The sequence below is a fragment of the Thalassospira sp. B30-1 genome, from assembly GCF_015767575.1.
Classification (GTDB): Bacteria; Pseudomonadota; Alphaproteobacteria; order Rhodospirillales; family Thalassospiraceae; genus Thalassospira; species Thalassospira xiamenensis.
In genome coordinates, this window is record NZ_CP065232.1 from 1492260 (window position 1) to 1504851 (window position 12592).

11 protein-coding genes are annotated in these 12592 nt (G+C 53.5%); 2 read left to right on the forward strand and 9 right to left on the reverse strand.

What is annotated here, in order from left to right; all coding sequences use genetic code 11:
* Positions 1-10 precede the first annotated feature (10 nt).
* Together IT971_RS07010 and ald are read right to left on the reverse strand one after the other, a co-directional pair.
* On the reverse strand, positions 11-676 hold the full coding sequence (locus IT971_RS07010) for a LysE family translocator (protein ID WP_063093431.1): 666 nt from the start codon (positions 674-676) through the stop codon (positions 11-13).
* 131 nt (positions 677-807) lie between these two features.
* Complete coding sequence (gene ald / locus IT971_RS07015) at positions 808-1923, reverse strand: alanine dehydrogenase (RefSeq protein ID WP_063093319.1); 1116 nt, start codon at positions 1921-1923, stop codon at positions 808-810.
* A 168-nt stretch (positions 1924-2091) separates the two neighbouring features.
* Between ald and IT971_RS07020 the strand changes: the two genes are divergently transcribed.
* Positions 2092-2550: an Lrp/AsnC family transcriptional regulator gene (locus IT971_RS07020; protein ID WP_007092109.1), complete on the forward strand. Its 459-nt coding sequence runs from the start codon at positions 2092-2094 to the stop codon at positions 2548-2550.
* 50 nt (positions 2551-2600) lie between these two features.
* Here IT971_RS07020 and IT971_RS07025 read toward each other — a convergent pair whose 3' ends face one another.
* Together IT971_RS07025 and IT971_RS07030 are read right to left on the reverse strand one after the other, a co-directional pair.
* A complete protein-coding gene (locus tag IT971_RS07025; protein WP_063093320.1) occupies positions 2601-3683 on the reverse strand; it encodes a M48 family metallopeptidase in 1083 nt (360 codons plus the stop codon).
* Between the two features lie 12 nt (positions 3684-3695).
* Positions 3696-4961, reverse strand: coding sequence for a YjgN family protein (locus tag IT971_RS07030; protein WP_063093321.1), 1266 nt, complete (start codon positions 4959-4961; stop codon positions 3696-3698).
* A gap of 478 nt (positions 4962-5439) precedes the next feature.
* On the opposite strand from IT971_RS07030, the gene IT971_RS07035 reads away from it, so the two are divergent.
* Positions 5440-6153 (forward strand): TetR family transcriptional regulator, encoded by a 714-nt coding sequence (locus tag IT971_RS07035; RefSeq protein WP_007092106.1) that lies wholly within the window; start codon positions 5440-5442, stop codon positions 6151-6153.
* An 89-nt stretch (positions 6154-6242) separates the two neighbouring features.
* On the opposite strand, the gene IT971_RS07040 is transcribed toward IT971_RS07035, so the two are convergent.
* The 5 genes from IT971_RS07040 to IT971_RS07060 all read right to left on the reverse strand — a co-directional run bounded on the left by IT971_RS07040 (position 6243) and on the right by IT971_RS07060 (position 12235).
* Complete coding sequence (locus tag IT971_RS07040) at positions 6243-7082, reverse strand: ABC transporter permease subunit (RefSeq protein WP_007091765.1); 840 nt, start codon at positions 7080-7082, stop codon at positions 6243-6245.
* Complete coding sequence (locus tag IT971_RS07045; RefSeq protein WP_037987892.1) at positions 7079-8008, reverse strand: ABC transporter permease subunit; 930 nt, start codon at positions 8006-8008, stop codon at positions 7079-7081. The genes IT971_RS07040 and IT971_RS07045 overlap by 4 nt, the downstream gene beginning before the upstream one ends.
* Positions 8005-9165 (reverse strand): ABC transporter ATP-binding protein, encoded by a 1161-nt coding sequence (locus IT971_RS07050; protein ID WP_007091767.1) that lies wholly within the window; start codon positions 9163-9165, stop codon positions 8005-8007. Before IT971_RS07050 ends, IT971_RS07045 begins: the two co-directional genes overlap by 4 nt.
* Before the next feature lie 412 nt (positions 9166-9577).
* Positions 9578-10681, reverse strand: a complete 1104-nt coding sequence (locus tag IT971_RS07055; protein ID WP_063093322.1) for a polyamine ABC transporter substrate-binding protein — start codon at positions 10679-10681, stop codon at positions 9578-9580.
* Between the two features lie 204 nt (positions 10682-10885).
* Positions 10886-12235 (reverse strand): glutamine synthetase family protein, encoded by a 1350-nt coding sequence (locus IT971_RS07060; RefSeq protein WP_063093323.1) that lies wholly within the window; start codon positions 12233-12235, stop codon positions 10886-10888.
* Positions 12236-12592: the final 357 nt, after the last annotated feature.

Sequence of the window (12592 nt, forward strand, 5' to 3'; positions counted from 1 at the left end):
TCAAGAATGATTAGGGTTTGCGAAGCGTGCTGAACCCGTGTGCAAGGCTGTGGCCGAGGTTGGGCAGGGCATTGGCGATTGCCTGAACTGCAAAACCGATAAATAAAACCCCGGTGGCGCGCACGATCCAGATTTCGTGGCGCTGATACATCCGGCGCAACACGCCAAGTCCGACAATCCAGATCAGGATCAGATCGGCGATCAGAAACCCGACGGCAGAGGCCAGTAAAAGCCCCGTCATACTGTCCCAGCCAAGCGACGCGGCATCCTGTGCCAGAAGGGCTGTGAACATCGCGACCGCGACTGGGTATCCCTTTGGGTTGGTGATACCGAAAATGATGCCGCGCCGCCACGGGTGGCGGACGGTCATGCTCACCGCACCATCGACCTTGCGCTTGGCGGTGACAGCCCGGATACCAAGCCAGAACAGGTAGACCCCGCAAATCATCGCCAGAATATCAAACACCATCGGATCAAGGACGCGTGACCCGATGATCGCCACCAGCGCCAGACTGGCCCACATGATGTCCCCGGCAAAATGCCCGAACAGGAAACCGGCACTTGCCTTTCGCCCCTGTGCGGCACCAATGCCCAGCATCGCCAAAAAGGCCGGGCCGGGTGTCAGGGTATAGATGGCGGCCGCGACCATCGCCCCGATCAGCATCGATATTTCCATGATCATTTCATCCCGAATGTATTTTTCAGCAAGGCTAGCATAGCTCAGGACAACAAACCCCGCCAAAATGATTGGCGGGGTTTGCGTGGGGCAGGGTGACTAGTCCTGCCGGGAGGTTACGTTAAGCTGGTTTACGCCAGCACACGATCAAGGGGCAGGTAATCGTACCCAAGATCACGTGCGACGGCCTCATAGGTGATGCGACCTTCGTGAACGTTTAGCCCTGCCGCCAGATGCGGGTCGTCCTGGCAGGCTTTTTTCCAGCCCTTGTCGGCAAGGGCAAGGGTGAAGGGCAGGGTCGCGTTGTTGAGCGCAAAGGTCGATGTGCGGGCCACCGCACCGGGCATGTTGGCAACACAGTAATGCACCACGTCATCGACGATATAGGTCGGATCGGCATGGGTGGTGGCTTTGGATGTTTCAAAGCAGCCGCCCTGATCAATCGCGACATCGACAATCACCGAACCCGGCTTCATTTTTGAAAGCTGGTCCTTGTGGATCAGTTTCGGGGCGGCGGCACCCGGGATCAAAACCGCACCGACAACCATGTCGGCATCATAGACCAGTGCCTCGGTATCATCGATGGTGGCATATTGCGTTTTGATGCGCGGGCCAAACACATCGTCAATATAGGTCAGGCGTTTGACATTCTTGTCGAGAATGATGACATCCGCGCCCATGCCCGCGGCAATGCGGGCGGCATTGGTGCCGACAACGCCGCCGCCGATTACAACGACCTTGGCCGGGGCAACACCGGGCACACCGCCTAGCAACATGCCACGTCCGCCATTGGCCTTTTGCAGGGCCGCTGCACCGACCTGCGGTGCCATGCGCCCGGCAACTTCGGACATCGGGGCCAGCAATGGCAGACCACCATTTTTATCGGTAACGGTTTCATAGGCAATCGCCGTCACCCCGGATTTGATCAGACCCTCGGTCTGTTCCGGATCGGGCGCCAGATGAAGGTAGGTAAACAGAAGCTGCCCTTCGCGGAGCTGCTCGTATTCGACTTTCTGCGGTTCCTTGACCTTTACGATCATTTCGGATTTGGCAAAGATTTCGGCCGCGGTATCGACGATTTTTGCGCCGGCGGCGACGTAATCATCGTTGCTGCAACCGATACCGGCACCAGCATTGGTTTCGATGATGACGTCATGCCCGTGGGCCGTGGCTTCACGCACGGAACTCGGGGTCAGGCCGACGCGATATTCATGGTTTTTGATTTCTTTCGGAATGCCAATCAGCATTGTTTCTCTCCCGGACAAACGTGGCGATGATAACGGTTCTCCCGTTTTTAGTTATCTATGCAGGATACCCGAAAATTGTGGCAATTTCCCTTCAATCATCGGTGAGTTTGATGGTATTAATGCTATATAATTTTAAAAAATCCGCTTCAGGCAGGGAGAATATTCGAAATGCAGATGGACGAACGTGACCGGATGATCCTGCGGCTGCTTCAGCGCGACGGTCGTATCAGCAACGCCGAACTGGCCGAAAAGGTCAATTTATCGGCGTCGGCCTGCTTGCGCCGTGTCAGGCTTCTGGAAGAAGCCGGTCTGATTGATCGTTACACGATGCTGCTTAATCCGGCCCGCATCGGCAAACCGGGCAATGCATTCGTCAATATCTCGATCGCACGCCAGACCCGCGAGGCGCTTGAAACCTTTGAAAAGGAAATCCAGTCGGTCCCGGAAGTCGTGGAATGTTACCTTCTTGCGGGGCAGAGCGACTATCTGGTGCATGTGGTTTACAGCAATACTGCCGACTATGAACGCATCCACAGCGAAGTCCTGACCCAGCTTCCGGGGGTGGAACGGGTCCAGACCATCATCACCCTGCGCGAAGTCAAACGCACGACCGAATTGCCGGTCTGATCCGCTCAAGCGAGGCGGGCAGTTTTATGGCCTGTCCGGTTCCAACGTGGTTAGTCGCAGACCGTTTGCAAGGCTTTCCAGTCCTGCGGATTGATATCAAGCGTACCTGTGATGTCGCTTTGTTCAAACAGGTCGATCCGACCTGTCATTTCCGGGTGCGAGCTTAGGATTTCCGGCAGGAAACTGGCAATTTCGGCATATCTGCTTTCGGTGGAGATTGTGCGAAACAGCTTTGCCGTGCTTTGGGTTTCGATGCTGGCGTCACCCATCAGTTCAAGAGCAAAGTGATCGGCATCGGTTTCCATGTCCCGGGAATAGCTTTGTTCCATGACAAAGCCGACCGGAAGGTCGGCTCCGCCGGTCATCAATCGGACAAGCTGCCCAAGCGCGATACCTGAAAACAGTTTTTTAAGGCCATGCTGCATTTCCGTATGGCCGATTTCATGGGCCAGAACGCCAGCCAGAGCTTCGGGATTTTCCGCCTTTTTTATCAGTTCGGAAAATACAATGATCTGCCCGCCGGGCAGGGCAAGGGCGTTTTCGATATCGCTGCGCAGTACGGTGGTTTGGTAGTCATATGTCAGTGCGCCGGTTTGTTCAAAGCGGCCCAGAATGGTGGTGATGACCTTTTGTGCGGGATCGTTGATCGCACACGCACTTGTCCCGTCGCGGTCTTCGCCCATGATCGCCACGATCTGTTCGCGTGCGTTGCGTCCCATATCCGTTTCCATGGAACGTGGATACACCGCGATGACCAGATCGATCATCAACGGCATGCCCTGCCAGATCAGCAGGGCAATTGCCGCGGAGAAACCGATGATACCAGACGCAAGCCGGACTTTTGCCCGTGTGGCCCCTTCGTCCACGGCAAGTCCGGGCAGGTTTTCGACAATGAAGGCCTTGGAGTGCGGATCGTCAAAAATCAGGCGAAATCCATCATCCTTGCGCTTTCGCAAACGAAGCGGTTTTCCCTTTTCGATCTTTTCACACAGATAAACACTGTCTTTTGACAGCACCTGTTCCCCGCCGTCTGGCAGATACAGGGTAATGTAACGGTCGGATATGCCGACCGTTACATTCGTTGCCAACGATGTTTTACCGTCAAAAAGACGGGCATTGGGCAAGCTGTTCATCAAAATGCCTTGTTAAATCCCGCCCAGATCAAAGGCTTCTGCAAGACCTTCGCCGGTGCGCGGGACGTTCTGTGCATCCGTGTTCTGATGCAGTTCTGCGATGTCACCGTCATATACCAGCGATGAAACATGCAGTGCCAGCATCGGATGGGTCAGCCCGACAAATGTCAGGATGCCGAAGACAGGTGTTGCAAGCAGCATCAGGATAAAGAACGGTGCCAGGATCGCCAGAACCTGTTCCGGTGGCATATAGGATGCCGCGTTATTTGCAAGGATCGAGAATGCGGCAAAACCACCGGTGACCGACAGCAGGGCAACAAAGACAATCCCCGCCAAAACCATCAACAGCAGGAAGCGCAGCAACAGTTTGATATATTGCCTGGTCGCTAGCGTGCTGCCAAATTGCAGGCCTGCAAGGGTGGTGTTTTCGCTTTGATACCGGAAGCACCATACATGGTACCAGGCCATCCCGAAGACGATCACGAGATACGGAATAAAGGCCAGCGGCACGATATAAAACGGGGAGTGCGTAAAGTTAACCGCCGCCGCAATAATGCCGCCCGATATGGCAATCGCGACCAGACACAGGAGCCAGGTCAGGATCCACTTTTTGAAGGCAGGGCCGAATGTACCGGTAAAGCGTGCCTGATGGTCGCCGATCCAGGTGTTGTTGGTTTCATAGCGGGTCAGCGTAATAAAGCTGAGCGGCATCAGAATGCCCAGCGACAGGATGGCTGCCAAAAAGCTGCCAAAGCCGATCAGGGCATATTTGAAGGACGAACCGCCCAGTTTCCCGCGAATGCCGCGCCAGAAGGTGCGGCTCATGCGATAGCGCGTGGCGCGATAGATCGCGACAAAAATCAGAAACAGAATGACGGCATACATCACGATAATCTGCAATCCCTGCATGGCCGGGGGCAGTTGGGCCGAGATAAAGCCCAGCAGCAGGGACGCGGGGATAAAGATGACCGAGATAATCAGGAAGCCAAGGAAAAGTTCCAACCCGCGGCCGGTATATTCCAACGCATCACCATCAATGACGATGTTGCTCCAGATATAGCGGCGCATCCGGGTTTTGGCCCAGAAACGGAATATGCCCAATGTCAGGATGGTCCAAAGCGTGTTCCAGCAGCAAAGTTTCAGAACGTCCTGCCAGCGACCGTAATATTGAATCTGGCCGTTATGGTATTCGGCGTTTTCGCTGTTTTCAGCAATATCTGCCGCCGCCTGAGAGCCATTATTGGCTTCAGGAAGTTCATTTTCGTCGTGTGTGCTCATAGTCCCCTCGGTTCTAAGACCAGTTTCAGGATCAGTGGTGAAAAATGACACCGCTTGTTTTCGCGGATTTTAATCTTCCCCAAGTTTGATTTAACGTGGTTTATCAACAAGATCACCCACTCAAAAGGTTAGGGACGCCCAATCAGGGCCATTTTTGTTACCAGAAGTAGCTGGCGGTTGAATGGTTTTGGTATGAAGGCTACCCATCAGGTATTTCGCGCGTGCCGCAATCGGGACTTCGCAGCCGCAGCGAATCAAATCTGTACAGATTCGCGATTTTTGTTCGCAAATACGTTTCGTGATTGCTGTGTGGTGACTATTGTTCATCTAACGTGCGCTCAAAAAATGCAGGCGAACTGTTTGTTACATCGACGTTTCTTTGATTTTATCTATCGAAAGTCACCGCGCGATTTGACTTTTGAATGAATTAATAGGCATTAATATAAGTTCAGGGAGAATGTTGGGGGAATAATTCTCTATGGAAAACGAATGTCTTGTTCGTGCGCGTAGCCACGAGCAAAAACTGAAACGTAGAAACGATATACTTGTCGCAGCCGAGGCGCTTTATCTTGAGGGGGACGGACAACTGCCATCGGCAGCCGAAGTCGCCAAAAAGGCCAGTCTCGCCAAAGGCACGCTGTATCTTTATTTTTCAAGCAAGGAAGCCCTTTTTCTGGAAGTCCTGCGCGGGTTCCTGAAGGGGTGGTTTGAAAACAACCTTGAAGTGATTGAACAGGAAGCGTTACGCCGTCCCGAAGAACGGGATTCAGCACGCGTTGCACAACAATTCGTGCAGTATCTTGTCAAACGGAAGCAATTCCTGCATCTGGCGTCCCTGTCACAGGGGGTTCTTGAGCAGGGGACGGACGATGAAGCGGTTCTAAGCCATCGAAGATTTATTTCTTCCATGGTGAAACGGACGGCAGATGCCCTGTCCGAGCTGTATGCCATCACGCCCGAGAATGCCAACAAGCTGATGCGGACATCCTATGCATTGGTGATTGGCATGTGGCAGATGTCACAGATTCCGGAACGTGTTGCCGAACTGATGCGCCAGAACGCGCTTGATAATCTGATTATTGATTTCAGTGTGGCAACCGAAGAAGCGGTGGTGTCGTACTGGCGTGTTCTTGCGCCGGGTATGAAATGTCGTGAATTCCTGCGTCAGATGGAAGAACAGAACCGGGCCTGATTTCGGTTTTGCCATCGGCTTTTCAATCAGCATCAAAAAAAAAGCAGCACCCGCGAAGGTGCTGCTTTTTTGCATTGGGCGACATGACATCAGGTATCGATTGTCGTCTGGTTCATGGATCGGGTTCGCGCCCGTTCTGACCGCAGGATCAGCAGGCTAGAAATTACGATCATCACCGATACGGCAAGGATGATCAGTGTCGCGAGCGCGTTGATTTCCGGCGAAACACCCAGTCGCACGGATGAGAAAACCTTCATCGGCAGGGTGGTGGAGCCCGGACCGGCGACGAAGCTTGCAATCACCAGATCGTCAAGCGACAGGGTAAATGACAAAAGCCACCCGGCCAACAGGGCCGGCAGGATCATGGGCAGGGTAATGACAAAGAAAATCTTTGCCGGTTTGGCACCAAGGTCCATCGCGGCTTCTTCGACCGAGGTATCCATGCCCGCCAGTCGCGATTGCACAACAACTGCGACATAGGCGGCACAGAAGGTCGTATGTGCGATCACAATCGTGGTTACACCACGCCCGGCTGGCCATCCGATCAACTGTTCAAGGGTGACAAACAGCAATAGCAGGGACAGGCCGGTGATGACTTCGGGCATCACAAGCGGGGCGGCAACCATGCCCGAAAACAGGGTGCGGCTTTTGAACCGTCCGAAACGGGACATGACAAGCCCGGCCGGTGTGCCAACCGCAAGGGCCAGCGTTGCCGACATCACCCCGATCCGAAGGCTGTTCCAGGCGGCATCGATCATGCCGTCATTGGAAAACAGCGATACATACCATTTGAACGAGAAACCGGTCCAGACGGTGACCAGCTTGCCCTCGTTAAACGAATAAATGATCACAAGCAGGATCGGGACATACAGAAATGCAAAGCCGAACACCAAGGCGCTTAGAAGGAAAGTCGAACGTTTGCCGGTCATTGTCCGTTTTCCTCCTGCTTGGTCTGGATATGCTGGAACCACATGATCGGTACGACAAGGAACAGCAGCATCGCAATCGCGACCGAGGATGCAATCGGCCAGTCACGGTTGGCAAAGAATTCGTTCCAAAGCGTGCGACCGATCATCAGGGTATTCGGCCCGCCCAGAAGTTCCGGGATGACAAACTCGCCAACGGACGGAATGAACACCAGAAGCGATCCGGCCAGAATGCCGGGCATCGATAGGGGCAATGTCACCTTCATGAAGGCTTTCCATGGCTTGCAGCCAAGATCAAGGGCGGCCTCGATCAGGCTGACATCCATTTTTTCCAGCGTGGAATAAAGCGGCAGGATCATGAAGGGCAGGTAAGTATAGACAATGCCGATATAGACCGCGAATTCGGTCTGACGCATGATCAATGGCTCGGAAATAATGCCAAGGTTCAGCAACAGCGCATTGATCAGCCCCTCGCGGTCCAGAATGCCGATCCAGGCATAAACGCGGATCAGGAAGCTGGTCCAGAACGGCAGGATCACCATCATCAGCAGCACACTGCGAAGCGATCCTTGCGCGCGTGCAATGCCATAGGCCATCGGATAACCGATCAGAAGCGTGATCACGGTTGAAATCGCAGCAATCCGGATCGAATTCAGATAGGCCGATATATAAAGACTGTCGCTAAGCAGAAACAGGTAATTGCCGAAATTGATCGTGATATTGACCCCTTCGTCAATCCACGTGAACAGCGCGCTATAGGGCGGCTGGGCGTATTCGGCGGTGGCGAAGCTGATTTTCAGAACGATCAGGAACGGGATCAGGAAGAACAGCATCAGCCAGAGATAGGGCAGGCCGATCACAAGGACCCGGCCATGCTTGAGCATCAGGCGATCATAACGTTGTTTCAGGGTTGGCTTGTCACTGCTCATTGGTTCAGAACCGAAGCAGCCCCGGCCTCCCACGTTACCCAGACGCGATCTTCCCACGTGTAACGTGGTTCGATATGGCGGCTGGAATTGGGTTCGGTGACCTTGATGCGGAAACCGCTATCAAGGCGCACGTGATAGGTCGAAAGCCCGCCAAGATAACCGATTTCCTCGACCTTGCCAGACAGGCAATTATATTTCGTATCGGTCGGTTTTTCGGTCAGCAGGCGCAAACGTTCCGGGCGAAGCGCGATCCAAAGTGTCGCCCCTTCGTGGCCCTGAACGGCGTGATCGATATAAATTTCACCACCGGCATCGTCGGAATGAATGACGGCGTATTTTTCGTCATCATCGACAAGCGTTCCTTCGATCAGGTTGACCTGACCGAGGAAGTTCGCGGTAAAGCGGCTGTTGGGATATTCGTAAAGTTCGAACGGGGTGCCAAGCTGACGGATCACACCTTCATTCATCACCGCAATGCGCGATGCCATTGTCATGGCTTCTTCCTGATCATGGGTGACCATGACAAAGGTGGTGCCGACCTTTTCCTGAATGTTGACCAGTTCGAACTGTGTCTGTTCGCGCAGCTTTTTATCAAGTGCGCCAAGCGGTTCGTCGAGCAGAAGAACCTTTGGCTTTTTGACAAGGGATCGCGCCAGAGCAACACGCTGGCGCTGCCCGCCGGAAAGCTGATGGGGTTTGCGTTTGGCAAACTTGGTCATTTGCACAAGGGCCAGCATATCGGAAACTAGCGTGCGGATTTCCGATTTCGGCAATCCGTCCTGATGCAGGCCAAAGGCCACATTCTGTTCAACTGTCATGTGCGGGAACAGGGCATAGGACTGGAACATCATGTTGGTCGGGCGTTCATAGGCCGGGACGCCTGCCATATCGACACCATCGATGAAGATTTTGCCCGCTGTCGGTTCCTCGAACCCGGCCAGCATCCGCAAAAGGGTTGTTTTGCCGCAGCCCGATCCGCCCAGAAGGGCAAATAATTCATGCCGGTAAATATCAAGCGACACATCATCGACGGCATAAAAGTCGCCGAACTTCTTGGTCACATTCTCGAAACGGATAAACGGGACCGCTTCGGGATTGTTCCAAGGCTGAGTCTTGTGCACATCCTCGTGTGCTTTCTGCAAAGCCCCCTGCGACACCAAGCTTCTCCCCTTGTTTGTTGTCGAGATATACCCAAAACATCGGGCGACATGCCCGGCTATGCATTCGAGCGCGGTCGGCCGAAGCTTGCCGTCCGATGTTTTGGTTCTGCCTGATTAACAGGATGAAGCAATTCCACAATCTGTAAAGAGGGGTGTGCGATATTTCGAACGTTTCGTGGTTGAAATTGCGATAAATGGCGGAAAAGTCAGCAGAGGTGTTCAGAAAATGTGCATTATTGACGGTTTCATCTTCGTTTAGCGCGGCTTTGGCACCCTGCGCAATTTCACGCACGTCATCACGAGTCACAGTTCGCAATGTCACAAAAAAGGGGCGCTGCGAACTGTGCAGCGCCCCTTTGGGCATGTCTGGTATTAACCGGACCGATTACTTGATCGATTTATTGATCGATTACTGGCCGGTTTTAAGCTTGGTCCACAGACGGGTACGGGTCCGAAGTTCTTTCGAGCCCGGCTCGATCTTGGAACGCAGGCGTTCCTTGACTTCCTGCGACGGGTAAACACCCGGATCGGCTTTCAGATCTTCGTCGATGAATTCCATGGCAGCCTCGTTCGGGCTGGCATATTCGACATAGTTGGCAAGATCGGCACCGACATCGGCGCGCAGGATGTAATCAATGAATTTGTGGGCCAGATCCGGGTTCGGCGCGTCGGCCGGGATCATCATCACGTCAAACCAGATCAGGGTGCCTTCTTTCGGGATCACGTATTTGATCTGGTTGCCATTGCCGGCTTCTTCGGCGCGAAGGGCGGCCTGGCCAACGTCACCTGACCAGCCGATCGATACGCAGACGTTACCATTGGCAAGGTCGTTGATATATTGCGAGCTGTGGAAATAGGTGATGTAGGGACGGACTTTTTCAAGCTCTGCCATTGCGGCTTCGATATCCGCGGTCGACTGTTTGGAATCCGGCTTATCCAGATAGAAGTTGACGAGCGGCACGATTTCGCCCGGATCGTCAAGCATGGTCAGACCGCATTTTGACAGTTTTTCGGCATATTGCGGATCAAAAACCAGCGCCCAGCTATCGAGCGGGGCATCGTCACCCAGAGCTTCCTGAACCTTGGCAACGTTATAGCCAATGCCGTTGGTGCCCCAAAGGTACGGAACAGCGTAATCGTTGTTCGGGTCGTATTTGGCGGTCTGGTTCAGGATCACCTTGTCCAGATTGCCAAAGTTTTCCAGTTTGGATTTGTCGACTTTCTGGAAGATGCCTGCCTGGATCAGGCGCTGTGCATCGGCCAGAGTCGGAACGACAAGGTCATAACCCGAATTGCCAGCCAGCAGTTTGGCTTCGACAACCTGGTTGCTGTCATAGACGTCGTAATTGACCTTTACGCCATATTCCTTTTCGAAATTGGCGACGGTTTCTTCGCCGATATAGTCAGACCAGTTATAAACGTTAAGGACTTCCTGTGCCGATGCGCTTGCGGCAAAGCCCGAAAGGGCTGCGGCAAGGACAACCAGGCTGGAAGATTTAAGAAGTGATTTCATTTCGCTGAGCCTCCCATGTGGCAGCGTTTGAAAATTTGAAGGTCCTGTTATTGCTTTCTCCAAGACCCTCATATCCTTCGAATGCCTCAGGTTTTTGTCAAATACAAGATGGATTTTTGGGCATTTTTCGCATCAAGTGAAAAATTAGGCATTCATCATGCAACATTCTTGCGCCAGAGATGATGCCCTGGCGCAAGAATTCAATCAAACGTTCAGCAGAAGGTGTTCACGCTCCCACGCGCTGATCACCGTCTGATAGGCATCCCATTCGGCTTCCTTGACGGCGAGAACGGCGGCCGAAAATTCTTCGCCCAACAGGTCTTTTAGCGGTTTGCACCGATGGAATTTGGCCAGTGCTTCGTGGATGTGACGGGGCAGGGAATGCGCCCGGTCATAACCCGACCCTTCGATCTGGGCGGTCGGATCGACTTCCTCGATAATACCCAGCAGGCCACAGGCAAGCGATGCCGCAATCGCCAGATACGGGTTGGCATCGGCCCCCGGAATGCGGTTTTCGATACGGCGTGCATTGGCCGGGCCGTTCGGCTGACGCAGGCCGACAGTCCGGTTATCAAGTGACCAGTGCATGTTGATCGGGGCATCCGACCAGGGCTGCAAACGGCGATAGCTGTTCATGTTCGGAGCCAGAAGCGGCATGGCAGCAGGCAGATAACGCTGCAAGCCGCCGACATAGTTCAGGAACATCTGCGAGTTATCGCCATTGTCATCGGCAAACAGGTTTTTGCCTGTCTTGATGTCGATGACGCTTTGATGGATATGCATGGCACTGCCCGGATGGTTGCCCATCGGTTTGGCCATGAATGTGCCATAGACCCCGTGCTTGAGCGCGGTTTCACGCAGCGTGCGTTTAAACAGGAAGGCCTGGTCGGCCAGTTCAAGCGGCGCGCCGTGATTGAAGTTCATTTCAAGCTGGGCGGGGCCCGACTCGTGGCTCATGGTATCGGCGTCGATATTCATGGCCTCGCAATAGTCGTAAAGGTCTTCGATCAGTGGATCGAATTCGTTGATCGCATCGATGCCAAAGGCGTTCGATGCCCGTTCCGGGCGGCCCGAACGTCCGATTGGCGGTTCAAGCGGGTTGTCCGGGTCGGTGTTTTTTGCCACCAAATAAAATTCAAGTTCCGGGGCAATGATCGGTTTCATGCCGCGTTCTTCAAAGGCCGCCAGGACACGTTTCAGAACGTGGCGCGGTGAGATCGACACCTCGTCGCCATAAAAATGATAACAGTCGCAAATAATCTGTGCTGTCGGTTCTTCGTACCACGGCACGACGCGAATGGTTTCCGGATCAGGGACCATGACAACGTCTTTTTCCGCCGGGTCGAGAAACGCGTCGGTTTCTTCCGGGTAGCCCCCGGTGACCGTCATGGAAAAAATTGCCTCGGGGATGGCAAGGCTTTTGGCTTCAAGCCCGCGCAAAAACTTTTGCGTCGGCAGAACCTTGCCGCGTGCCACCCCGGACATATCTGGGACAATACATTCGACTTCTTCAATTTTGCGGTCAGAAAGCCACTTTTTGAGATCGGTACTCATATGTAGTCGGACGCTTTCGCGCCAGTCCTTCAAAATTGCATTTTCTTGCTTTTTCCGGGCGTTTCCCGGTCAAATTCACAAGAAAGGAGGTTTGTCTTCGATGAATTCAGAATGTTTTTTTGTTATTTGCTTCGATATTCGAATTTTGTGCGAGTATTTCGGTGGATAGTCGAAGATATCAATTCATATATCTGGATGGCTCCCACCAAGTTGCGTTATAAGCAGGGGTCTGGACCCACTAACATGATCACAATGGTCGGTCAGATTTGTACGGATACGCGAAGCAAAATCGCAGGAAGATGTGCATCTTTCAAGGTTTTGCGACAAAGTAGCCCGTGCAAATCTGACCGATCCGAA